General features: G+C 70.3%; 18 protein-coding genes. 7 read left to right on the top strand and 11 right to left on the bottom strand.

Annotated elements, in window-relative coordinates; genetic code table 11:
• Positions 1 to 239: 239 nt before the first annotated feature.
• The gene (locus ACFPIH_RS01405; RefSeq protein WP_381166354.1) at positions 240 to 1,991 is read left to right on the top strand and encodes a carboxylesterase/lipase family protein; all 1,752 of its coding nucleotides are present in this window, start codon (positions 240 to 242) and stop codon (positions 1,989 to 1,991) included.
• A 45-nt stretch (positions 1,992 to 2,036) separates the two neighbouring features.
• Here ACFPIH_RS01405 and mmuM read toward each other — a convergent pair whose 3' ends face one another.
• Both mmuM and ACFPIH_RS01395 read right to left on the bottom strand, forming a co-directional pair.
• On the bottom strand, positions 2,037 to 2,975 hold the full coding sequence (gene mmuM / locus ACFPIH_RS01400) for a homocysteine S-methyltransferase (RefSeq protein ID WP_381166352.1): 939 nt from the start codon (positions 2,973 to 2,975) through the stop codon (positions 2,037 to 2,039).
• A 169-nt stretch (positions 2,976 to 3,144) separates the two neighbouring features.
• On the bottom strand, positions 3,145 to 5,313 hold the full coding sequence (locus tag ACFPIH_RS01395; protein ID WP_381166350.1) for an autotransporter: 2,169 nt from the start codon (positions 5,311 to 5,313) through the stop codon (positions 3,145 to 3,147).
• Between the two features lie 237 nt (positions 5,314 to 5,550).
• On the opposite strand from ACFPIH_RS01395, the gene ACFPIH_RS01390 reads away from it, so the two are divergent.
• On the top strand, positions 5,551 to 6,963 hold the full coding sequence (locus ACFPIH_RS01390; protein WP_381166348.1) for an RICIN domain-containing protein: 1,413 nt from the start codon (positions 5,551 to 5,553) through the stop codon (positions 6,961 to 6,963).
• A gap of 7 nt (positions 6,964 to 6,970) precedes the next feature.
• Here the strand turns inward: ACFPIH_RS01390 and ACFPIH_RS01385 are convergent, their stop codons facing one another.
• On the bottom strand, positions 6,971 to 8,650 hold the full coding sequence (locus ACFPIH_RS01385; RefSeq protein ID WP_381166346.1) for a rhamnogalacturonan lyase B N-terminal domain-containing protein: 1,680 nt from the start codon (positions 8,648 to 8,650) through the stop codon (positions 6,971 to 6,973).
• A gap of 189 nt (positions 8,651 to 8,839) precedes the next feature.
• Between ACFPIH_RS01385 and ACFPIH_RS01380 the strand changes: the two genes are divergently transcribed.
• Both ACFPIH_RS01380 and ACFPIH_RS01375 read left to right on the top strand, forming a co-directional pair.
• Positions 8,840 to 9,889 (top strand): rhamnogalacturonan acetylesterase, encoded by a 1,050-nt coding sequence (locus ACFPIH_RS01380; protein ID WP_381166344.1) that lies wholly within the window; start codon positions 8,840 to 8,842, stop codon positions 9,887 to 9,889.
• Positions 9,890 to 9,994: 105 nt separating this feature from the next.
• Positions 9,995 to 11,701 (top strand): DUF2264 domain-containing protein, encoded by a 1,707-nt coding sequence (locus ACFPIH_RS01375; protein ID WP_381166342.1) that lies wholly within the window; start codon positions 9,995 to 9,997, stop codon positions 11,699 to 11,701.
• Positions 11,702 to 11,742: 41 nt separating this feature from the next.
• Here the strand turns inward: ACFPIH_RS01375 and ACFPIH_RS01370 are convergent, their stop codons facing one another.
• Positions 11,743 to 13,140, bottom strand: coding sequence for a hypothetical protein (locus ACFPIH_RS01370; protein WP_381166340.1), 1,398 nt, complete (start codon positions 13,138 to 13,140; stop codon positions 11,743 to 11,745).
• A gap of 135 nt (positions 13,141 to 13,275) precedes the next feature.
• On the opposite strand from ACFPIH_RS01370, the gene ACFPIH_RS01365 reads away from it, so the two are divergent.
• Both ACFPIH_RS01365 and ACFPIH_RS01360 read left to right on the top strand, forming a co-directional pair.
• Positions 13,276 to 13,656 carry a VOC family protein gene (locus ACFPIH_RS01365; RefSeq protein WP_381166338.1) on the top strand — a complete coding sequence of 127 codons (381 nt, stop codon included), beginning with the start codon at positions 13,276 to 13,278 and terminating at the stop codon, positions 13,654 to 13,656.
• A gap of 64 nt (positions 13,657 to 13,720) precedes the next feature.
• On the top strand, positions 13,721 to 14,518 hold the full coding sequence (locus tag ACFPIH_RS01360; protein WP_381166336.1) for an isocitrate lyase/PEP mutase family protein: 798 nt from the start codon (positions 13,721 to 13,723) through the stop codon (positions 14,516 to 14,518).
• A 27-nt stretch (positions 14,519 to 14,545) separates the two neighbouring features.
• Here the strand turns inward: ACFPIH_RS01360 and ACFPIH_RS01355 are convergent, their stop codons facing one another.
• The 4 genes from ACFPIH_RS01355 to ACFPIH_RS01340 form a co-directional block, all read right to left on the bottom strand.
• A complete protein-coding gene (locus ACFPIH_RS01355; protein WP_381166334.1) occupies positions 14,546 to 15,130 on the bottom strand; it encodes a TetR/AcrR family transcriptional regulator in 585 nt (194 codons plus the stop codon).
• 212 nt (positions 15,131 to 15,342) lie between these two features.
• Positions 15,343 to 16,674, bottom strand: coding sequence for a jacalin-like lectin (locus ACFPIH_RS01350; RefSeq protein ID WP_381166332.1), 1,332 nt, complete (start codon positions 16,672 to 16,674; stop codon positions 15,343 to 15,345).
• 240 nt (positions 16,675 to 16,914) lie between these two features.
• Entirely contained in the window at positions 16,915 to 17,451 is a 537-nt protein-coding gene (locus ACFPIH_RS01345; RefSeq protein WP_381166330.1) for a hypothetical protein, read from the bottom strand.
• Between the two features lie 110 nt (positions 17,452 to 17,561).
• The gene (locus tag ACFPIH_RS01340) at positions 17,562 to 18,647 is read right to left on the bottom strand and encodes a glycoside hydrolase family 10 protein (RefSeq protein ID WP_381166328.1); all 1,086 of its coding nucleotides are present in this window, start codon (positions 18,645 to 18,647) and stop codon (positions 17,562 to 17,564) included.
• Positions 18,648 to 18,742: 95 nt separating this feature from the next.
• Here ACFPIH_RS01340 and ACFPIH_RS01335 point away from each other — a divergent pair, with 95 nt between their 5' ends.
• Positions 18,743 to 20,014 (top strand): MFS transporter, encoded by a 1,272-nt coding sequence (locus ACFPIH_RS01335; protein ID WP_381166326.1) that lies wholly within the window; start codon positions 18,743 to 18,745, stop codon positions 20,012 to 20,014.
• A gap of 19 nt (positions 20,015 to 20,033) precedes the next feature.
• Here the strand turns inward: ACFPIH_RS01335 and ACFPIH_RS01330 are convergent, their stop codons facing one another.
• Genes ACFPIH_RS01330 through ACFPIH_RS01320 form a run of 3 tightly spaced genes read right to left on the bottom strand, consistent with a single transcriptional unit; the run spans position 20,034 to position 22,655 of the window.
• Positions 20,034 to 20,834 carry an ABC transporter permease gene (locus ACFPIH_RS01330; RefSeq protein ID WP_381166324.1) on the bottom strand — a complete coding sequence of 267 codons (801 nt, stop codon included), beginning with the start codon at positions 20,832 to 20,834 and terminating at the stop codon, positions 20,034 to 20,036.
• 4 nt (positions 20,835 to 20,838) lie between these two features.
• Positions 20,839 to 21,642, bottom strand: coding sequence for an ABC transporter permease (locus ACFPIH_RS01325; protein ID WP_381166322.1), 804 nt, complete (start codon positions 21,640 to 21,642; stop codon positions 20,839 to 20,841).
• The gene (locus ACFPIH_RS01320) at positions 21,642 to 22,655 is read right to left on the bottom strand and encodes an ABC transporter ATP-binding protein (protein WP_381166320.1); all 1,014 of its coding nucleotides are present in this window, start codon (positions 22,653 to 22,655) and stop codon (positions 21,642 to 21,644) included. Before ACFPIH_RS01320 ends, ACFPIH_RS01325 begins: the two co-directional genes overlap by 1 nt.
• Between the last annotated feature and the right edge of the window lie 42 nt (positions 22,656 to 22,697).

The raw sequence follows: 22,697 nt of genomic DNA, 5'->3' as shown, positions 1-22,697 counted from the left end.
TCCGAACAGCCGGCTCACAGAAAGCGCTTGCTATCCTAGGTGTGCCTCACCGCGACGTGAAGACATCAGGAAACACGGGATCTTGAACGGCTGAACTTTCGAAAACCGTGCGGGCCGTTTGCGGTGTCCTTCGTATACACCGAACAGCCCTGTGGAAGGCTCGTCCGTCGGAATACCGGGCGTCCGTGTGGTGCTCTGTTGTTACCTGTGCAGGAGCGCGGCGAAGGGCTGGTGGGCGGATGACGGCGGACCAGGCGAACCTCCCGGCCGAGGACCACCAGGTCCCCGACCCCGTCGCCCCGACCCCCTACGGGGCGGTACGGGGCCGCTCCGAGCAGGGCATCGCGGTCTTCCGGGGAATCCCCTACGCGGCACCCCCCTTCGGAGCCCGGAGGTTCAGGCCACCGGAGCCGCCCGAGCCCTGGGACGGGGTGCGTGACGCGGGCGCCTTCGGGCCGACGCCGCCGAAACCGCCGTACTCCGAAGCCTTCGCCCAGTACCTGTCGGATCCCGTCGTGCCCGGCGACGACTGTCTCAACCTCAACGTGTGGACGCCCGAGCCCGCCCAGGGCGCCCGCCTTCCCGTCCTGGTGTGGCTGCACGGCGGCGCTCTGACCAGGGGATCCTCGGCTGTTCCGGTGTACGACGGACATCACTTCGCCCAGGACGGAATCGTCTTCGTATCGATCAACTACCGGCTCGGGGTGGAGGGCTACGGGCTGTTCCCGGACGCCCCCGCCAACCCCGGTCTGCGTGATCAGCTCGCCGCGCTGGAGTGGGTCCACCGGTCCATCAGGGACTTCGGTGGCGACCCCGACAGGGTCACCCTGGCCGGACAGTCAGCCGGCGCCATCAGCATCGGCGCGCTGATCGCGGCCCCTCAGGCGCAGGGACTCTTCCGGCGGGCCGTCCTGCAGAGCGGTGCGCCGGAGGCGTCGGAACGCGACAAAGTACGGCGCATGGTGCGCAGAATGGCGACCCGGCTGAAGATCCCCGCCACCGCCGAGGCCTTCGCAGCCGTCGACCGCGATCTGCTGCTGCGCACCCAGGCCGACGTCGGCAGACTCAGCAGCCCCGTCCTGGGCGGGCCGACCTTCGGCATCGTCGTCGACGGCGACCTGGTCCCCCGCGACCCGCTGGACGCCCTCGTCGACGGCGCCGCCCCCGGCATCGACCTGCTCCTCGGCTGGACCCGCGACGAGTACCGGCTCTGGCTCGTCCCCGGCGGCCTGCTCGAACGCGTCGACCGGCTCGGTGCCGTGGCCCTCGCGGGCGCCATGGCCCGCTGCCACTGCGGCCACGAGGTACCGCGCGGCTACCGTGCGCTGCACCCCGGCGCCGGCACCGCCGAGATCGTCGGCCAGATGGTCACCGACCATCTGTTGCGGCTGCCCCTGCACCGCCTTGCCGACGCCCGCCCCGGGACGTCGCACATGTACGAGTTCGCCTGGCCCTCGCTCCGCCCCGGCCTCGGCGCCTGCCACTCCCTGGAACTCGGCTTCGTCTTCGACACCGGTGACACACCCGAGTCCGCGAAGCTGGCGGGGGAGGGCACCCCGCAGGAACTGGCCGACGCCATGCACACGGCGTGGGTACGGTTCGTGGCGACGGGCGATCCCGGGTGGGAGCCATGGGACGTACGGCACCCCGTGCGGATCTTCGGTGCCGGTGCCGGTGCCGGTGCCGACGCTGGTGCGGGCGGGGGCGCGGGCGACGGTATGCAATATGTGGTGGATGGTGTGCTTCATGAAGGCGACGGCATGCTGTATGCAGTCGTCGGCCGATCACATACCGACGGCCGCGGACCGTATACCGCATACGGACCACGCGACCAAGAGCTCGCCCTGTGGGCGCTCGACGCCCGCACCCGCGCCGCCGAGGCACCCGCGCCGACCACCGACGCCCCGGCCGACGGCCGGCCCATCCGCACTACGGAGCTCAGGTCGGTCGTGCGCCGGCTGCGCCGCGCCGGGGGAGTGCGACGCGACTGACTCCGCCCCGCGCCGTCCGGGCAAGGCGGACGCGCCGGCGGAGGGCTACGGCGTTCCCAGTGTCCGCGCGATGGACGCCACCGCCTCCGGACCCACCCGGCAGCAGCCGCCGATCAACCGGGCGCCCGACTCGCGCCAGACCAGAACCTGTTCGGGGGTGAACGTGGAGCTGCCCTTCCACGCGCGAGCCCCGGCGTCCCAGCTCTCGCCGCTGTTGGGATAGACGACGACCGGCTTGCCCGTCACCCGCGCCGCCGTCGCCACCGCCGCGTCGACATCGTCGGGGGCGCAGCAGTTCACCCCGACCGCGATCACCTCGTCCGCGTCGGCGGCCAGGGCGAACGCCTCCTCCAGCGGCTGCCCGGCGCGCGTGCGGTCGCCGTCCACCGTGTACGACAGCCAGGCCGGCACCCCGAGCCCGCGCACCGCGCGCAGCAGTGCTTGGGCCTCTTCGGCGTCCGGCACCGTCTCCAGGGCCAGCACGTCGGGAGCGGCGGCGGCCAGGACCTCCAGCCGGGGCCGGTGGAAACGCTCCAGCTGTTCGACGCTCAGCCCGTAGCGGCCCCGGTACTCGGAACCGTCGGCGAGCATCGCCCCGTACGGACCGACCGACGCGGCCACCCACAGCGGCCGTGTCACCCCCTTGCCCCGGGCCTGACGGGCGGCCTCCCGGGCCAGTTCCACGCTCAGCGCCAACAGCCGGGCCGCCTCCTCGTGGGCGATGCCCCGCTTGGCGAAGCCCTCGAACGTCGCCTGGTAGCTGGCGGTGATCGCCACGTTCGCGCCCGCCTCGAAGTAGGCGAGGTGAGCCTCGGTGATCGCCTCGGGCCGCTCGGCGAGCAGTCGTGCGGACCACAGTTCGTCGCTCAGATCGTGCCCGGCGGACGCGAGCTGGTTGGACATGCCGCCGTCGAGGACGACGGCGGAGGCGGCGAGGGCTTCGGCCAGACTGCCTACGGGCGAGGAAGGGGTGTCGCTGGTCATGCCACGACGCTAGTCGAAGGACCGGCCGACGGCCGGACGTGTCCAGACCATGAGCAGCTCGTCCACCATCCGGGACGCCACCCGGCACGGAGACACCTCCCGGGCCCCCTCTCCACCTCCCGCGCCCCGGCCGCACTCGCCACCGGCGTGCCGTTCCGTACCGGCCGCCCTACGCCGCGTGCCGCCCGCCACCGCGTCGGGGTCGGGCCTGCCGGCGCAGTCTCATCGGCATGCCGAGTCCGGCGAGCAGCCCCGCCGCGAGCACATACGGCCACCACCCCATCCCGCTGCTCGCTCCGCTGCCCGCGTTCTGTGCCTTGGTATCCACGTCCGTGTCCGCGTCCACGACCCCGGACGAGCCCGACCGCCGGGCGGACGGCGACGCACTCGCGGTGTCGGCGGTGAGGACCACGTCGTTGCCGTCACCGCCCCGGTAACTGATGCGGTACACGGTGTCGGCGAGTTTCACCGGGGCGCCCTCCCGCAGTCCGTCGAAGGTGCCGGAAACCGCGCCGCGCCCGGTGTGGTCGAGGACGGTGATCTCCTTCGCCGGCCTGTTCCCCTCACTGCCACCGTCACTGTCATCATCACCCGCAGCGCCGGCCGCGCCGACCGCCGACATATCGAGGCCGCCGTCCAGCCGTACCTTCCCGGCCACCTTCAACGGCGTCCCGCCCACCACGAGCTGGCCGTGGACGTCCTGGGTGTAGTCGCCGCTCACCGTCAACCCGCCTGTGACCACACCCTCGTTGGTCACCGCGCCTCGCACGGCACCCTTGCCGCTGAGTGAACTCGTCACCCGCAGGGCCGAGTTGCCCGTGTCCAGCTTCGTTCCGGCGGAGGTGAGCCGAACGGCCCGGCTGTTGGCGAGAGTTGCTCCGCCGCGCAGCGCCAGGGTTCCCTTGCGGACCGTCGTCGTGCCGGTGTACGTCACCGCGGACCCCGTGAGGGTCGTCGTCGCGGCACCGGACTGGACGAGAGAACCGCTTCCGCCGATCCGCGACAGGGACACCGGTGTTCTGGTGTTGCGCACGACGAGCGTCCCGTCGTTCACGATCCGCCGCCGTGTCGTCCCGGTGAGCAGCGAGCCGTCGCCGCCCGCCGTTCCCGAACCGAGCCGCAGCACCGCTCCCTTCTCCACGGTCGTGGAGCCGTCGTAGTACTGCGCGGCGGCGAAGGTCACGTCGTTGCCCTTCGTGCCGGCGACGACGACGTCCCCGGCTCCGGGTGCGGCCAGGGTGTCGTGGTACCTGCCGCCGCCGATCGGTGCGCCGAGGGTGACCGGTCCGTTGTAGTCGAACGTCAACAGAGAGCGTCGGCCGCTGCGTTCGTGGAGGTTGATGTAGACGGTCTCGCTCGTTCCCGGCATGAAGATGCGGTGCGTGGTGCCGTCGCCCCACTGCACGTCCGCCCCCTCGACGTTGGTGCCGCGCTTGTTCAACTGATGAGCGATAGAACGCCAGTTGAGCCCGGGATCGCTCAGCGAAGGATCGGTGTCCCCGCCCCGGTCGCTGTAGCTGTACTGGCCCGTGAGGACGACCTTGCTGCCCGGCCGGGTGTGGACGTTGACGTCACTGCCGTACTCGCGCTGGTAGAAGTCCTGACGCAGGGTGATGGTCTGGTACAGCGGGGTGTCGATGATCCAGGAGCCCTGGTTGAGGATGGCGCGGGCATTGGGCAGTGACACCGGGAACTCGGGCCGGCCGGCGGCCGTGCCGGTGCCGTTGTCGATGACCCCGGAGAAGGGGTGGGTGCCCGCCAGGTCGAGCGTGCCCCACATGTTGCGGGGCTGTGTGACCAGGCCCGACCCGCTGATCGTGCCGATGTTGAAGGTGGTGGTGAGCGAGAGCCGGAGCGTGCCGTCGACGCGGACGTTGAGCTGGTTGAGCCGGTAGCCGGGGGTGTCGTACGGGAAGTGGCCGATGAGACCGGCCGCGCCGCCCGTGCCGTACTGCAGGGTGGTGCCGCGCTCGACGGTGACGGCGGGCGGGTCGGGGTTGGCGACCGTCGTGTACGGATGGTTGCCGCCCTGCGTGCGCACCACCTGCCGCCGCAGCGCCTTCGGCAGGGTGAAGTCGCTGTCCCTGGTGAGGATCAGGGTTCCGCCGCCGCGTACGGTGAGCGTCCCCTGGCCGCGGAAGACGCCGTCGTACGTCGTCGTCCCCGACGGCACGGTGACCACGGTGTCGCCGGCGAGGGTCACGTCCCGGTTCGCGAGGACGTCGGCGGTGACGTCCCGGACGCCGGCGGCCACCGCCGGGGGAGCCGTGGCCAGGAGGGCGGCGACGGCGACGAGGGCACCGGTGGCCGCTGCTGGGATGTGGAGAGGGCTGCGCACGGATCGGAGACGGTCCGGGCCCGCGGCGATAACAGAAACTCGCCTGCGCGCCGGACTTCTCCGAGCCCCGCAGGAACCTTCCGGAAAAGGCTTTCTATCAAGTCACGTCCGACCCGTTGACCTGCCCGTAACACACCCTTACCTTTTCGGCGTTCGGCATTCCACATCTCGTTCGCATTCTCGAACGCCCCTCTCGGTGACCCACCCGGACTACGACATGAATGGAGAGTGCCTGAGATGAGACGTGTGTACGCCACCCTGCTCGCCCTCTGTCTGGCGCTGATCGGCGCCCTGGCCACCGCCGGACCGGCCCAGGCGGCGGCCGTGAGCGTCCCCAACGGCGTTCAGTTCACCGACACTTCGGGTGCCGTCGTGCACGCCCACGGCGGCGGCGTCATCAAGGTCGGCAGCTACTACTACTGGTTCGGCGAGGACCGTAACGCAGACAACACCTTCCGCTATGTGGACGCCTACCGCTCCACCGACCTGAAGAACTGGGAGTTCAGGAACCATGTCCTGACCCAGTCCAGCGCCTCCGAACTCGGCACCGCCTACATCGAGCGGCCCAAGGTCGTCTACAACGCGTCCACCGGCAAGTTCGTGATGTGGATGCACAAGGAGAACGGCACCGACTACAGCGAGGCGCGCGCCGCCGTCGCCGTCTCCGACACCGTCGACGGCAGTTACGCGTATCAGGGCAGTTTCCGTCCGCTCGGCCAGTACATGTCCCGTGACATCACCACGTTCGTCGACACCGACGGAACCGCGTACATGGTGTCGGCCGCCAACGAGAACTACGACCTGCACATCTACAGGCTGACCGCCGACTACACGGCCATCGACAGCCTGCTCGCCAACCCCTGGGCCGGCGGGCACCGCGAGGCACCGGCCCTCTTCAAGCGGAACGGCGTCTACTTCATGCTGACGTCGGGCGCGACCGGCTGGAGCCCCAACCAGCAGCAGTACGCCACCGCGACCAGCCTGTCCGGCCCCTGGACGTCGATGACGAACGTCGGGGACTCCACCGCATACGGTTCGCAGACCGCATACGTTCTCCCGGTCCAGGGCACCTCGGGCACCTCGTACCTGTACATGGGCGACCGCTGGGGCAACTCCTTCAGCGGCACCGTCAACGACTCGCGGTACGTGTGGCTGCCGCTGACGTTCCCGTCCTCGACCTCCCTGTCGATGTCCTGGTATCCCGAGGTCACCGTGGACACGGCCGCCGGGACGGTGAGCGGTACCAGCGCCACGTACAACACGCTGATCGCCCGGCACAGCTCCAAGTGCGCCGACGTGACCAGCCAGTCGCTGTGGCAGGGCGCCCAGATCAAGCAGTACGACTGCAACGGCGGCAACAACCAGAAGTACTGGTTCAAGTCCCTCGGCAGCGGCTACTACCAGTTGGCGGTCCGCAACAGCTCCCTCTGCGTGCAGGAGAACGCGAGCACCGTGACCCAGGAGAACTGCGCCTCCGCGGCCACCACCCAGCAGTGGTCCCTCACCACTACCGGCAGCTATGTGAACGTCGTCTCCCGGGCGAGCGGTGAGTGCCTGGACGTGAACGGCGCGTCCACCGCCAACTCCGCCGCGATCATCACGTACACGTGCAACGGCGGCACGAACCAGCAGTGGACGCGCGGAACCTGACGTGAGGTCAGGCGAGCAGGTCGATCGCGTCGATCGACGTGCCCGCGCTGAGGAAGGACGTCGTTCCCGAGCCGCTCGCCACGTAGATCTTCAGCTGGTTGTAGGCGCCGGTGTCCGTCAGCCAGGCGGACGCCGGCACGCTGTAGGTGAACGTGTTGTTGTTGCCCCGGTACGAGCCCACGGTCAGCGAACGGGTGCTCGGCTGGGAGGGCGGGGAGGGGACGGCGGACGTCCAGGTGTCGTTGACGACGATCTGCGGGCGGCCGTTGGCGTAGGCCGTCGTCACGCCGATGCGCAGGGTGTGCGCCGCGGCGGCCTGGGCGGCGGTCAGCTTGAAGTAGACGATGATGCCGCTGTTGACGTCCTTCCAGAGGTAGCAGGGAAAGGCGGACGTCTCGGTGCCGCTGCCGATGACGACGTTCCCGGTCCAGGACGCGGCGCGGACGTCGGAGGGATGCGCGTACGTCATGAGGTCGGCGTTCTTGAAACCGCTCGGCGTGCCGTTCCAGTCACCGATCCGCCAGACCGCGCTCGCGTTGCTCGGGTCGTTCGAGGACGGGATCGCGATGGTGTTGAGGGTGGTCGTCCCGCCTGCGGATACGGTCACCTGTGTACTGTATACAGCCAACTCGCCCTTGTGGACCGTCAGCGTGTACGTCCCCGGCAGCACCCCGCCGATGGAGAAGTAACCGTCCGAGGCCCGCGCCGACCCCCAGTACTGGGCGGCGGAGTTGGCGAGCCCGACCGTGTACGCGTACGCCGTGTTCCGCCCCGTGATGCCGACCCCCGCGACTCTGCCGCGGCCGCTGGCGGCGACGTACCCGGAGATGCCGAGCGAGTCCGCCCAGGATGTGGTGAGGGTGCCCGGGAAGAGGGCCGAGGAGGGCGCGCCGCCGTCCGTGAAGCCGATGACGTAGGGGCCCTGGAGGCCGAAGCGCTGGGCCTCGGTCTGGTTCTCGCCGTAGTAGAGGATCTCGTACAGGCCGCCGCCGTCGGCGCTCTGGTGGCGCAGGAGGGAGCGGTAGAAGGGGCCTCCGGAGGCCTTCTCGTGGTTGCTGCGTACGATCCACAGTCCGACGGATCCCGTCGTCCAGCCGATGTAGTTGTAGTCGATGACCCGCACCTTCGCGTAGTGCTTGGAGCGGGTCTGCCCGTCGGACTTCGCGAACACGTCCGAGGCCTCGATGGTGGAGGACGTGTACGTGTAGGAGTCGGGCTCGTCGTTGAGGAAGAGGCCCTTCTTCACGCGCACGATGTAGCGGGTCGCCGAGACCGAGGTGTCTGCCTTGTTGGTCCACAGGTAGACGTTGTTCTCGCCGCTGCGGGCCGCGTAGTAGTGCTTGAGCGTGCCGTACGTGACGGAGATCAGGATCGTCGATCCGGACTGACCGATCGTCACCGTCGAGGTGCCGAGGCCGGATTCGATGTGCGAGTTCTTGCCGTCGTAGCCCTGGTACTCGGTGCCCTTGTAGACCAGGGAGGTCAGGTCGCCGTTGGTCTTGCTGACCTTGAACACCAGGCTCGCGCCGGTGTCCACGACGTAGTTGGAGCCGTCGTCGGTGTAGCCGAAGGCCGCGGCGGCCGCGGGGACGGCGAGTGGGCCGGCGAGGGCGGCCGAGCCGGCGGCGGCCGCCGTGCCGAGCACGAAGGTGCGGCGTCGGACCGGGTGGCGGTCGGATCCGGACATGGGGGTGCCTCCTTCGGAGGTGTGGGGCGTGCGGGTGTGGGAGAGAGTGACAGTTGAATCGATTTCGCGAAAGGGCTTTCGTCGCCGGGAAGTTGGCAATCTTGTGAAAACGGTTCAGGGTCTAGAAAGCGCTTGCCAGAGGCGGTACGGTCCACCGCCAGGACTGCCGACGTGACGGAGGAGCCGAGAGTGAGACGTTTCAACATCGCCCTGCCGGCGGCGCTGGCCCTGACCGCCGTCCTGAGCGCCGTCCCCGCCACCGCACAGGCACACACCGGCCACGCATCGCTGGGCATCGACAACTGCACCGCCACCGCCTGCCACTTCGACGTCCCGCCCGGCACCTACGATGTCGAGATCCTCCTCGGCGGCGACGCCGACTCGAGCACGAGCCTCGGCGGCGAGACCCGGCGGGCCCTCCTTCCGGAGACCGCGGTCCCGGCCGGTGAGCGCACCGCCCGCGGCTTCACCGTGAACGTCCGTACCCCCGAGGGCGAACCGACGGGCGCCGAGGGAACCCCCGGACTGGACCTCGTCCTCGGCGGCTCGGCACCCGCCCTGGCCGACATCAGGGTCACGCCCGCACGGCACGCCCGGCAGATCTTCCTCATCGGCGACTCCACCGTCTGCGACCAGCCGGGCGACCCCTACACCGGCTGGGGCCAGGAACTGCCGCAGTACCTGCGCAAGGGCGTCTCGGTCGCCAACTACGCGGATTCCGGGGAGAGTACGGTCACCTACCTGAGCGACCCACGGCTCTGGACCACCGTCCAGCCGCTGATCCGCCCCGGAGACCTGGTCCTCATCCAGCTCGCGCACAATGACAAGACGACCGACGAGGTCACCTACCGCACGAACCTGGAGACACTGGTGGCCGGCGTTCGCGAACAGGGCGGGAAACCGGTCCTCGTCACTCCCATCGTGCGCCGCTGGTTCAACGCCGACGGCACGTTGAACAACGGAACCGCCCTGCTGGTCAACGGACTTGGCGTCGACCATCCGGCGGTGATCCGCTCGGTCGCCGCCGCGCAGGGCGTCCCGCTGATCGACCTCACCGCCAGGACCAAGGAACTGGTGGAGTCCCTGGGCGTAGAGGGTTCCAAGGCGCTCTACCTGTACAACGAGAAACGCGACAACACGCACACCTCCGTGCACGGAGCCGCGGTCTACGCGAGCCTGGTCCGAGACGAACTCGTCGCCCGGCACCTGGTGCCCCCGCGCACCGTGCGGGCGGGATGAACTCCTGGGGGCGCCCCGACCGGAACCGGGACGCCCCCAGGTCCTGACTCCCACGGGACCAGGGTGTTCCCGGGCCCGACCCCGCCGCCAAGGAAAGAAACACCGATGCACCTGCCCCCACCGGACCCCGCCCTCAGCCCCGTGACCGGCTGCACCCGCGCCCACTGGGAGGCGGCGGCCGACACCCTGCTGGCAGCGGTCGAGCCGTACGCGAGCGACGACCACGCTCTCTACCACCTCCCCGGCGACCGCGAGAGCTGGTCGGGCCGTCTCTCCGACGGCCTGGAGGGCTACGCCCGTACCCTGCTCCTCGCCGCCTTCCGCCGCGACGAGACGGCACTGGAGCGCTACGCGGACGGCCTCGCGGCGGGCGTGTCCTGGGTCTGGCCCCGCATCGAGGACCGCAGCCAGCCACTGGTCGAGGCCGCGTCCATCGCCCTCGCCCTCCGGCTGACCAGGCCCCTGCTCTGGGACCGCCTGGACGACGCCGTACGGCAGCGCGCAGCGGCCTGGCTCGGCGACGCCCTGACCGCCGAACCCTGGCCCTGCAACTGGGAGTTGTTCCCGGTCACGGTCGGCGGGTTCCTCGAATCGGTCGGCCATGAGCCGGAGGCCTCCCGCAAGGCGGCCGAGCGTGGCCTGGAACGCATCGAGCAGTGGTACGTCGGCGACGGCTGGTACACGGACGGCGAAGGCCGCGCCTTCGACTACTACAACGGCTGGGCGATGCACCTGTACCCGGTCCTGCACGCCTGGCTGGCCGGTGACCAGGACCTGCTCGCCCGCTACGGCGGCCGACTGAAGGCCCATCTCGCCGACTACGCCCGCCTGTTCGGCGGCGACGGCGCCCCCATGCACCAGGGCCGCTCCCTCACCTACCGCTTCGCGACGACCGCTCCACTGTGGCTGGGCGCCCTGACCGGCCACACCCCGCTGCCCGCCGGCGAGACCCGCCGACTGGCCTCCGGCGCGCTGAAGTACTTCCTGGACCGGGGCGCCGTGGACGACCGCGGTCTGCTCACCCTCGGCTGGCACGGCCCCGACCCCGCCGTCCTCCAGGGCTACTCGGGCCCGGCGTCGCCCTATTGGGCCAGCAAGGGATTCCTCGGTCTGCTGCTGCCTCCGGACCACGAGGTGTGGACGGCGGTGGAACAACCCGGCCCGGCGGAACGGGCGGACACGGTGACACCGCTGGCCGCGCCCAACTGGCTTCTCCAGTCGACGCGTTCGGACGGCCTGGTCCGACTGCACAACCACGGCAGCGAGGACGTCCGTTACGACCCGTACTACACCCGGCTCGCCTACTCGACGGCGACCACGCCGTCGCCGTCGTACGACAACAGCGTGATCCTCGGGGGCGATCCGAGCCGTACGGGCATCGAGCCGCTCGGGACCGGGGACGGCTGGGCGGCCTCGCGGCACACCGCCGGCGGGGGAGCGAGGGTCACCAGCGTCGTGCTCGCCCACGGGGCGACGGAGGTACGGGCCCATCTGGTGAGCGGGGCGCAACCCGGCACCCCGGTACGGGTGACGGGGTGGGCGGCGCGGGACGGAGCGCGAGCCGAACTCGCCCCGGTCCTGGGCCTCGACGGCACTCTCAGCGGTACGACGGGACAGGGGACCACTCTTTTCGTCGCGCTCGCCCGACTCACGGCCGAGCCGGAGCCCGTACCCCTCGAGGACACGGTTTCCGTGCGGATGGCGGGAGCGGACGCAATCCACGTCCGCTGGAACGCAGGCCCGGAGGACCGGGTGGAGCTCGACGGGGACACCGTACGGGTCACGAGGCTCCCCGCCGAGGCGGATGGCTGACCGCCGCGGACGCCACCGCGGCGGTCTCGTCGCGGCGGGGCTCAGGGCTTCAGGCGGGCGATGCGCAGGGTCGTCGTGGTCGGTGAAGCGCCGGTGAGGGGCTTGCCGTAGGTCGGGGTGACGGGGGCGTACGCCCAGGTCAGGGCGCCGTCCTTCAGGACCGCCACGTCGCCGGTGACACGGGTGCCCACCACCTTGTCCGCGCTCTGGAACTTGCCGTTCCAGTCGATGAGACGGAAGTGGGTGCCGGTGAAGGTGCCCGTGCAGGTGCCGGCGGAGCACTTCACGTTCTTGAGGGACTCCCAGGACAGCAGGAGCCGGTTCTTGCCGTACGGCGCCACGTGGACGTTGACGTGCTCCGTGCCGGCGGCGGCGGTGAGGTACACGGCCTTCCCGGGCCCGGAGTTGCGGTTCTTCATGAAGGCGACGGCGACCTGGTGGGTGCTGGTCTTCGGCTTCACCGTCCAGCCACGGCCGCTGGAGTCGTCCGGGTTCTTCTTGGCGGACGCGGCGCCGCGCGAGGCGAAAGCGGTCGCGTAACGGCCGGCGGAGGACTTCACGAGGTCGCCCGTGCGCCCGGGGAAGGTGCCGCCGCAGTAACCGGCCCAGCACTGCTCGCGCTGCACCACGGGAGCGTTGTCCGGGGCGCCTATCCCAGTGGAGACGAACAGCCCGGAGCGCCAGTCGTCGAAGCAGACGGACGTGAAGGCACCGGAAGTCTCCGCGTGCAGGGCGATGCCCTCGTTGTGGCTGCACCCCCAGCCCCAACCCCCGCTGAGCTTCGCTCCCTTGGCGCTGACATAGGTCAACTTGTCGCCGTAGTGCCCGTCGGCGAAGCCGCCCGCGCCGTGCACGACGAAGTACGCGCCGTACTTGGTGCCGTTCCAGGTGAGTTGGCCGTCGAGCAGCGGGGCCGTGTCGTGCGAGGCGGTGCCCGTGAGCTTGGTGCGGAAGGTCTGCTTGCCGCCTGTGTAGCGGACGATCGCGGCAGCCGTCTCCTTCCACTTGTTGGTGTCGGCGACACGGGTCAGCAGCGCGAATCCGTCGTTGTGCGCCACCAGACCGCCGACCTCCTTGGCGCCCTTGACGACCGTGTCCGCACCCGAGCGCTTCCCGGCCGCGGTGAGCGGGGTGACGTGGACACCGTCCGTGGCGGGCCAGGCGACCCGCAGCGTGCCGTTGGGAGCCACCGCGGTCGTCGTCCGGGTCCACTCGCGCGTGTTGTTGTAGCCCGCTGAGAGGTACGGGAACTTGGCCGCCAGGGTCACCGCGGTGGTGGTGGGGACGAGGTTCGGGGCAGCCGTCGTCGCCGCCCCGGCGGTGGCGTACCACGCTCCGGCGAACACCCCGGCGGCGGCGAGGGCGCCGATCGCGGGCTTGCGGGCCGCGCGGATGCGGCGGTGGCGCGTGGTGCCTGTCGTGCGTCGTGCAGATCTCATGGCCTGTGGTTGCCGCTGGGGCTGGAGAGGTTGCCGTGACGCGGGAGAACGCCTCGCCGTTCTGCGGATCGACCCGCACGGGCGCTGCGGGTAATCGAGTGGATACTGCATTCGATGTGCACGACAATCCCCGCTATGACTTCTGCCATCCGTCACGTGACCATCGACTCTGCCGACGCCTACGCCCTGGGCAGCTTCTGGTCCGCGGTTCTCGGCCTGCCGCTCCACGACGACGACAAGCCCGGCGACCCGGAGGCGCTGATCGAGGGTGCGGGGCTGCTCTTCGTCACCGTCCCGGAGGCGAAGACCGTGAAGAACCGCGTCCACCTCGATCTGCAGCCGCAGGACCGTACGCGTGAGGAGGAGGTCGAGCGCCTGCTCGCCCTCGGCGCCACGCTCGTCGACGACCACCGCCGCCCCGACGGCACGGGGTGGGCCCTACTCGCGGACCCGGAGGGGAACGAGTTCTGTGTGGAGCGCAGCAAGGGGGAGCGGGAGGCCGCGGAAAACGGTTGAGAGACGGCGGCCGGTCGTCGACAGTTCGGCCGGTGCCGAAGGAATCGGGCTCTAGCGTGCACGTATGAGTGCAGCGAGCCGAGCGTGCCCCGTGACCCCCTTCGCCGCCCTCCACCACACGGAGGTACCGCTGCTCCTGCCCAACGCGTGGGACCACGCCTCCGCACGGGCACTGGCCGGGCAGGGGTTTCCGGCGATCGGCACGACGAGTCTGGCCGTCGCCGCAGCCGCCGGTCTGCCCGACGGGACCGCGGCGACCCGTGACGAGACGCTCGGACTCGCTCTCGTCCTCGGTTCGCAGTCGTTTCTCCTCTCCGTGGACGCGGAGGACGGGTTCAGCCAAGGCCCGGACGAGGTGGGGGAGTTCGCGCGTCGGCTGGCCGACGTGGGCGCGGTCGGTATCAACCTGGAGGACCGACTGGGCGATATCGACCGGCACGCCGCGAAGATCGCCGCCGTCAAGCGGGCCGCACCCGGCCTGTTCGTCAACGCCCGTACGGACACGTACTGGTTGGGCGACGGAGCGGACGGAGACGCGGGCGGCGATCCGACCATGTCCCGTCTCGACGCCTATCAACAGGCCGGTGCCGACGCCGTGTTCGTCCCCGGCCTGACCGATCCCGGACGCATCGCCGAGCTCGTCCACCGCCTCGACGTCCCGCTCAACGTCCTCTACTCGCCGGCCGGCCCCACCGTCCCCCAGCTCACCGACCTCGGCGTGGGCAGGATCAGCCTCGGCTCCCTGCTGTACCGGCGTGCGCTGGGCGCCGCCCTGGAGACGATGGCCGAGATCCGGGCGGGCGGAACACCCCGGGGCAGGACACCGTCGTACGACGATGTCCAGGCGCTGGGCGCCCGTTAGCCGGGGCCGGGACGCGGACGCGGTCCGTCACCCGGACCGTCCGTCCTCCCGGGGCCAGTGCGTCAGGGCCATGTGCAGGGCGTCGATCGCCTTCTCCCACGACCGCTGTACGTCCCTGGGCGCGCCGAACGAGCCGCCGGCCTCCAGGGCGCAGTACCCGTGGAAGGTGCTGCGCAGCAGGCGGACGGCGTCGGTGAGGTCGGGTTCGTCGAGGCCGTAGGCACGGAGCATGCCGTGCGTGATCTCAGCCGTGCGGCGCAGGGCGTCGGAGTCGACCGCGATGTCCTGGTCGATGCGGATCTGGCCGGCCGCGTACCGTCCCGGATGCTGGAGCGCATACGCCCGGTATGCGTCGGCGAAGGCGGTGAGTGCGTCCTTGCCCGCGAGTCCGGCGACGGCCACCGCGATACGGTCGATCATCTCGCCGCCGACGAACAGGGCGAGCCGGACGCGCAGATCCCTGAGGTTCTTGACGTGCGAATACAGGCTCGCGTCCTTCACACCGAAGCGCCGGGCCAGCGCCGAGATGGTGACGCCCTCCGCCCCGGCCTCGTCGGCCAGCTCGGCCGCCGCCACGACGAGACGGTCCACGGTGAGCCCGGCTCGGGGCATGGGGGACCGCCTAGGAACGTAGGAACTTGGGAACGTATGGGGGGTTGTGCTGGTACTCGGGCTCGATGGCCCAGGGGGAATCCTAGGGGTAATCGGATTGAGAAAAGGGAACGGCCCGCAGGGGAGCGGGCCGTCCTCGGTGCCGTTCTTCTGGTGTCTCGTCGTGTCTGGTCGTGTCTGGTCGTGTCTCTTCGGGAGCGGTTCGGCGGGAGTCAGCCGATGGGCGCGTACAGGACGCCCAGCTTGTCCACCTCGTCACCCGAGCGGCCGGTGAAGCCGACGATCTGCCAGCCGGAAGGGGCGGTGAAGGTCGTGGCGTCCGTCGTCGCCGTTCCGGCGGCGAGGGTGCGGCCCTTGTCCGTCGTGAACGCGGCCGAGAAGATCCGTGTCTGACCGTCCCTCTGACCCTGCGTCAGCTTGACTGAGGTGAGGTGCTCAGCCGCCGCCAGGGTGAGCGAGGCCGCCGTTCCGCCCGTGCCGCCGTGGGTGAGGGTCCTCCCGCCGTCGTGCGTCAGCGTCACCGCGTCCAGGCGGGATGAGCCCCGCAGGGTCAGGGTGCGTGGGGCCGGGGTGGCCGGCAGGTCGTCCGCGTCGTTGAACGCCGTGCCGTGCGGGCCGCCGAAGAAGTTGCTCGCCCGCAGGGAGGAGTTGAGCGTGTAGGAGAAGTCGACCGTGTGTGGGAAGTGGTCCGACAGGTTGCCGCCCGCGGAGTCCAGGAACGAGGCCCACTCGTCGTTGTAACGGGTCGCCGTGAGCGACAGCAGCTTGCTGCCCCGGTAGAAGACCTTGTCGACGACCTCGCAGGCGTTGGTCGGCGCGCTCGTCGGGCACAGCAGCGCGTCGGCGCCCTGTGTCGGCCGCGTACCGCCCTTCACCAGCTTCACCCACGCGTCGGTCAGGCCGTTCTCGTCCGCGAGGGTGCGGATGTTGTCGCCGGCGCGGGTGTAGCGCGTGTTGGTGTCGCCCATGACGATCACCGCGTTGCCCGAGGAGTTCGCCTGGATGAAGTCCGACAACTGCTCGATGTTGGCGCGGCGCGCGGCGAGCGCGTCGTCGCTGTCGTCGGCGTTGGTGTGGACGTTGTACAGGTCGATGTAGACACCGTCGGCCAACTTCACCCGTGCCAGCGTGAAGCCCTTCGGGGTCAGGCAGTTGGTGCCGGTGCAGGCGTTCCAGCGGACCCGCTCGAAGTCCTCGAACGGATGGTCCGAGAGGGTGTTCAGACCGTCGCCGATGCCGGCGCCACCGCTGGTCGCCGTGCGGTAGGCGTGGTTGTCCCCGGCGTAGAGGGCCGCGTGGTAGTTGAAGTCCTCCTGGACGTTGACGATGTCGTAAGCCGCCAACCGCGGGGAGATCAACGGCGTGTTGGTCGCCGGGTGCCCGGAGCTCAGGCCTTCGGGCAGGCCCGCGACGTTGTACGTCAGGACGTTGAAGGAGCCCGTAGTGGCTGCGGCGGTGGCCGCCTGGGCGGGGGCGGTCGCGGTCGCGGCGAGGCCCGTGAAGGCCAGGACGCCGGCCGCCAGGGTGCCGATGAGTCGTCTCATGTGGGGGTGTCTCCGGTCGAGGGGCGCAAGAGAGCTGAACAACGTTCAGATTGCGGTCGACTGGTGTGGCGGGCAAGGGGTGTTGGGGAAACTAGTGAGTGCTGGGCGGAAAACGCTTGCTATCGCCGCCTTCCGCCTACTGCCTTCCGTCTGCTGCCTTCCGTCTGCTGCCTTCTGCATCCCACATCTCGCATACCGCATACCGCATACCGCATCCCACATCTCGCATACCGCATACGCCTATTGGCCTTGGCTCCGCCTTCTCTGTCCGCGTTCCTTGCGCCGCACGCTCCGCGGGCGATACGTCGCCTCCACCTTGCCGATCGACGCCCCCACGTGCTTCGTGTCCCGTGGGTCGCGCCCGCCCGCGCACCACCACACCGGGCGGCCGTCCTCCTTGCCCGGATGCATTCCGAGCCGGTGCTCGATGCAGACCGGCCACACCTGCCACAGGAGTTCCAGCACCGTGTCCTGCGCCGCCTCGGCGACCGCGACGAGGGCGTCGGCGGGCGTGGCGCGCGAGTTCCGGGGGATGTCATTGCCGTGCCAGGTCCCGTCGGGCAGGCCCACGTGGACGCACTCCCCCGCCTCCTCCGCCTCCCCCGCCTCCTCCGCCTCTTCCTCCGGCCAGTACGGCAGTGCCAGCAGGCACAGGGGATCCCGCTCCGGGAGCTGGGCCGACAGGTCGCGGTTGACGAGAGCCAGGGCTTCGTCCCACTCCGGGTACTCGCCCGGCTGGACCTCGCGGGGGCGGTGCGTGCCGAAAGAGTCGTACATGTGGGTCATCGTGCCCGTACGGCCTTTCGACCGCACCTTGATTCCACTGGGCCTTCAAGTCCCCTGCGCCTTGATGCCGCCGCGCCTGGATCCTCCCTCCCCGGTGGCGGTCAAGCGTTGGGGTTGAGCCCGTTCGACAGGCCGGTGTAAGCGGGCTTCGCCGCGTAGCTCTCGTTGTACGGCAGCGCTGCTCCGTAGCCGCTGAACGTGCCCGGCACCCACGAGTACTTGTCGGTGACGCCCCACAGGGTGATCCCGGCGCAGCGCGGCACGCCGAGGCAGTTCTCGCTCGCGGTCTTGAAGTCGGTCGACTGCTGGGCGAGTTCGGCGGCCGAGGCGGGCAGCGGAATGCGGACGTCGAGCTCGGTGACCGACACCTCGAGGCCGAGGTCGGAGAAGCGTTGCAGGTTCGCCTTCATCGACGCCGGGAGTTTGCCCACCTCGAAGTGAGCTTGGAAACCGATGCCGTGCAACGGCACGCCCTGTGCCAGGAGTTGGCGGGCGAGCGCGTACAGGGCGTCGCTCTTGGCGTTGTCCGCCTCGATGTTGTAGTCGTTGATGTAGAGCCTGGCGTTCGGGTCGGCGGCGTGTGCCCAGGTCAGGGCGTTGGCGATGTAACCGGTTCCGAGCTTGTCCTGCCACAGCGAACTGCGCATCGAGCCGTCCTCGTTGAACGCCTCGTTGACCACGTCCCAGGCGTACACCTTGCCCTTGTAGCGGCCGACCTCCGTGTCGATGTGGCTCTTGAGGATGGTGTTCAGCTCGCTCGCGGAGAAGTTGCCGTTCTTCAGCCAGGACGGCAACTGCGCGTACCAGACGAGGGTGTGGCCGCGCACGCCCTGGTTGTGGGCGGCGGCGTGGGCCACCAGCCGGTCGGCGGCGGCCCAGTTGAAGCTGCCGCGGCTCGGTTCGACGGCGTCCCACTTCATGGCGTTCTCCGCCGTCACCGAGTTGAACTCGCGGTCCAGGACGGTGGTGTACGACGAGTCGGAGGTCAGCGGGCTGTCGCCGACCGCGGCGCCGATCCGTACGCCGCGTCCGTCGGCGTACCCCCGCAGGGTGGTGGCGGCCGAGGCGTCGGGCACGAGATGCGGCAGCGCCACGGTGGCCGTGGCCACGAGAGCGCCCACGACGGCGAGCGGGACGGGACGCAGGACGCGACGCCGGCGGCGGTGGGACAGCGGGGTGTGGGGCACGGCTGCTCCTCGGGAGGGGGGAGTGGGAATGCGGGTGCTTCACCGTCCTGTCGCCGCCGACGGCCGTAAGGTTGCCGGGAGTTGGAGGGGGACGAGTGGTGTACAGGGCGCGCAGCGACCGGTCCGGAGAAACCGCTTTCGAAGGCGGTCGGCGGCCCCTCTGGCGGCAGCGGGACTTCGGGATCTTCTGGGCCGCGCAGACCCTCTCCTTCCTCGGCGACTCCTTCGCGCTGATCGCCCTGCCGCTGCTGGTCCTCGATGCGACCGGATCGCTCGCCCGGATGGGGCTGCTGACGGCGGTGGGCGGCGCGGCCTCGGTCGTCGCGGCGGTGTTCGCGGGCACGGTGGTGGACCGGGTCGACCGTCGCCGGCTTCTCATCGCCTGCGACCTGGTCCGGATGCTGCTGTACGGACTGATCCCGCTGGTGTGGCTCTTCGGGCCGCAGATCTGGATGCTGTATACCGTGCTGCCGCTGTGCGAGGCCGTCGGCATGCTGTTCGCGGTGGGTTATGTGACCGTCGTCCGCAGCCTGGTCGGCACCGAGCAGCTCACCGAGGCCAACGGGCGGCTCAACGCGACCGCAGCCGCCGCCGGCGTCCTCGGACCGCTGTGCGCCGGACTGCTCGCCGCCTGGACCGGCCCGGCCACTGCCGTGGGCGTGGACGCGGCGAGCTTCGGCGTCTCGGCCGTCTGTCTGAGTGTGGTCAGGATCCGCAGCCGCCCGCCGGACGACCGGACCGACGTGCCCAAGAGCGAGCGCCCCGGACTCTGGCGGGACCTGCGGGCCGGGGTGGCGTTCCTGTACGGCCATCCCGTGCTCCGCGCTCTGACCGCACTGCTCTTCGTGTTCAGCTTCCTCACGCTCGGCCTGAACGACCTGGTCATCTACCACCTCAAGCACGACCTCGGCCACGACGACGGCACGGTCGGCACCGTCATGGCGGTCGGCGCGCTCGGCACCATCGCGGGGTCTCTGCTGGTCGCCCGGGTGCGGCGCCGGCTGGGCTTCGGCCGGACCTGGACGGCGGCGGTCGCCGTGAGCGGGTTCGCCGTCGCGGGACTGGGGTGGGCACAGGAGGTGCCGGTCGTCGGCGCTCTCGCGGCCGTATTCCTGTCCTGCGTGGCCGTCGCCGGCACGTGTTCGATGTCCCTGCGCCAGGAGGTGACCCCGGAGCCGATGCTCGGCCGGGTCACCTCCGCCTTCTGGACGCTTCAGTACTCGGCCGCCCCGATCGGCGCCGCCGTCCTGACCTGGACCGCGGAGCGGCGGGGGACCGCCCCGGTGGCGCTGGTCGCGGGCGGCGCCTGTGTCCTGGTGGCCGGGGTCGCCCTGCTGACACCGGTACGGCGCGCGGGGCGGGGGTGACGGACCGGCCCCGTGGCGGTCATCCGTTCACCCCGGTGTAGTGCCGCAGGCCCCATCGCCACAGCAGCCGGGAGCCCAGGTATGCCAGCGCGCCCAGAAGAGGGGAGGCCGCGGCCAGCCAGTACGGGACGCCGGTGTCGTGGCCGTGGCCGGTGAGGACGGCGGCCGGGAAGTAGGCGACGAACGCGAGGGGGAGACCGTAGGTCAGAAAGCCGCCGACGGCCTTGGGGAGTACGTTCAGCGGGTAGCTGCCGAAGGTGCCGAGGAGTTCCTCCAGCCAGCGGGCCCAGTAGTCGGCGGCCGGGAATCGCAGCGAGGCGGAGGCGAGCGCGGTGAACAGGGCGGCCTCCAGCAGCATGCCGCCGAGCACGGCCGCGATCAGGTACGACACCTGGCCCGCCGTCCACTCCAGCCGGCTGCGGCTCAGCGCCCCGGCCATGAGGCCGACGGCGACGGTGAGATCGCCGATGGCGTTGGTGGGGAACATACGCAGCTGGACCTGGCGGTGGACCGGCATGGGCCGCACCAGACAGACGTCGATGCCGCCTTCCTGGATGAAGTATCCGATGCCGAACATGCGGCCGAGGAAGAGGACCATCAGACCATGGGCGAGCATCCGGGTCGCGGGGATGAGAAGGACGTCCGAGGTGTCCCAGCCGCCCATTCCGGTGAACCGGGTCAGCAGCACGGTCGCGAACACGATCACCGAGACCTGCCAGACGGCACCGATGGCGACCATCATCATGAACTCGGCGCGGTACTCTAGCTGGGCGCGGAAGTTGAGACGGGTGATCCGCCACACGAGGCGAACGGCTTTCAAGGCGTCAGCCTCCCTGAGAGATGACCTGTCGGGCGGCGAGCCGCCACACCAGCCGGGTGAACAGGGCCAGCGCCACCACCCAGGCGGCCTGTACCAGCAGGGCGGAACCCGCGTCGGACAGCGGTATACGGCCCACATACAGCGACAGCGGCACGCTCAGCGTCGCCTGGAACGGCAGGAAACCGCTCAGCGTGACGAACCAGTCGGGGAAGAACCACAACGGCGCGTACACCCCGGACAGCAGGTTCTGCGCGAAGATGAGGATCAACATCGCCGCGTTGTTGCGCAGGGTGAAGAAGCAGAGCTGGTCGATGACGAGCATGACGTAGTACAGGACCCACTGGCCGAGCAGCAGGCTCAGCGCGAACACCCCCGCGACGGCGGCCGATCGGGGCGGTTCCACCACTCCGGCCGCGAGGCAGACGGCGTATCCGGCCAGTGCCCAGGCGAGTCCGTAGATCTGTTCGCCCAACGCGCGCAGGGCGTAGTACCGCTGGGGCGGCAGCGGGCGCAGGTACCAGTAGACGATCGTGCCGAAGTGCATGTGCTGGATCACGGTGTCCCGGCCCGTGTACTGGTCCAACTCCCGTAGCCGGGACGCCAGTACGGCCAGCACGGCGTACGTCACCGCCTGGTCGCGGGTCAGTCCGGCGGTGGTGGAGGTGTGGGCGTACAGGCCGCGCCACAGGGACGCCACCAGGACCACCTGGACGGCCAGCCGCAGCAGCGCCGCCGTCATCCGGGGCGGGTTGTGGAGCTCGCCGAGCGGGGTGACCCGGGCGGCGCGCCACGCGGTCAGAACAGCCATCACGCGTCCCCCGCCTGCACGTAGGCGGCCCGCATCACGTCCTCCAGGTCCGCCTCGTCGAGGGCGATGTCCGTCACCTCGTACCGCTCGATGACCGACTTCAGCGCCTGGTGCACGGTCGGCGCGGTCGGTCCGTCCGGTCCTTCCGACCCGTCCGGGCCGAACACCACCCGCGCGCCCTCGTGCCGGAGGAGCGCGATGCCCGGCAGCGCGGTGACCTCGGTGTGCGGATCGGCGAGCGTGGCCCGGACCTGCCAGGTGGAGCCGAACTTGCGGCGGATCTCGTCGAGGGTGCCGTCCAGCACCAGACGGCCGTGGTTGATCAACACCACGCGCTCCGCGAGGCGTTCGACCTCCGTCATGTCGTGCGTGGTCAACAGGACGGTACGGCCGCGCTGTTCGACCTGGTGCCGCAGGAACTCGCGGACCTGCTCCTTGACCACGACGTCCATGCCGATGGTCGGTTCGTCGAGGAAGACCACGGGCGGGTCGTGCAGCAGTGCCGCCGCCAGGTCGCAGCGCACGCGCTGGCCGAGGGAGAGATGGCGGACCCGGGTGTCCCAGAAGGAGGAGAGGTCGAGCAGTTCGTCGAACTCCTTGAGCCGCGCCGCGTGTTCGGCCTTCGGGACCTCGTAGATGTCCCTGAGGATCGCGAACGACTCGCGTGCCGGCAGGTCCCACCACAGCTGGGTGCGCTGCCCGAACACCGCGCCGATGTTACGGGCGTTGCGCTCCCGCTCCCGGTACGGCACCACGCCCGCCACGCGTGCCTCGCCGGACGTGGGGGTGAGGATGCCGGTGAGTATCTTGATGGTGGTGGACTTGCCGGCCCCGTTCGGGCCGAGCAGCGCGAGGAGTTCGCCCGCGCCCACGTCGAAGGTGATGTCCGACACCGCGTGCTTGGCGACCCGCTCCGGGTTGACCAGGGAACGCAGGGCCCCCGTGAAGCCGGGGCGGCGGACGGTCGTGTGGAAGGTGCGGGACAGACCGCGCACCTCGATGCTGCCGATCACTCGTTCAACCTCCAGTGAGACGCGGCCGGCCGTTGGAGCCGG

Origin of the sequence: Streptomyces vulcanius (assembly GCF_042653945.1) — a bacterium.
GTDB classification, from domain to species: domain Bacteria; phylum Actinomycetota; class Actinomycetes; order Streptomycetales; family Streptomycetaceae; genus Streptomyces; species Streptomyces mangrovi.
Note: the sequence above shows the minus strand (reverse complement) of the source record. Positions and strands in the feature narration are given on the sequence as shown.

Excerpts from the sequence above, each read along its gene's own strand:
- ACFPIH_RS01405 (WP_381166354.1), top strand. The coding sequence starts at position 240 with ATGACGGCGGACCAGGCGAACCTCCCGGCCGAGGACCACCAGGTCCCC.
- mmuM (WP_381166352.1), bottom strand. The coding sequence starts at position 2,975 with ATGACCAGCGACACCCCTTCCTCGCCCGTAGGCAGTCTGGCCGAAGCC.
- ACFPIH_RS01390 (WP_381166348.1), top strand. The coding sequence starts at position 5,551 with ATGAGACGTGTGTACGCCACCCTGCTCGCCCTCTGTCTGGCGCTGATC.
- ACFPIH_RS01385 (WP_381166346.1), bottom strand. The coding sequence starts at position 8,650 with ATGTCCGGATCCGACCGCCACCCGGTCCGACGCCGCACCTTCGTGCTC.
- ACFPIH_RS01375 (WP_381166342.1), top strand. The coding sequence starts at position 9,995 with ATGCACCTGCCCCCACCGGACCCCGCCCTCAGCCCCGTGACCGGCTGC.
- ACFPIH_RS01370 (WP_381166340.1), bottom strand. The coding sequence starts at position 13,140 with ATGAGATCTGCACGACGCACGACAGGCACCACGCGCCACCGCCGCATC.
- ACFPIH_RS01365 (WP_381166338.1), top strand. The coding sequence starts at position 13,276 with ATGACTTCTGCCATCCGTCACGTGACCATCGACTCTGCCGACGCCTAC.
- ACFPIH_RS01360 (WP_381166336.1), top strand. The coding sequence starts at position 13,721 with ATGAGTGCAGCGAGCCGAGCGTGCCCCGTGACCCCCTTCGCCGCCCTC.
- ACFPIH_RS01355 (WP_381166334.1), bottom strand. The coding sequence starts at position 15,130 with ATGCCCCGAGCCGGGCTCACCGTGGACCGTCTCGTCGTGGCGGCGGCC.
- ACFPIH_RS01350 (WP_381166332.1), bottom strand. The coding sequence starts at position 16,674 with ATGAGACGACTCATCGGCACCCTGGCGGCCGGCGTCCTGGCCTTCACG.
- ACFPIH_RS01345 (WP_381166330.1), bottom strand. The coding sequence starts at position 17,451 with ATGTACGACTCTTTCGGCACGCACCGCCCCCGCGAGGTCCAGCCGGGC.
- ACFPIH_RS01325 (WP_381166322.1), bottom strand. The coding sequence starts at position 21,642 with ATGGCTGTTCTGACCGCGTGGCGCGCCGCCCGGGTCACCCCGCTCGGC.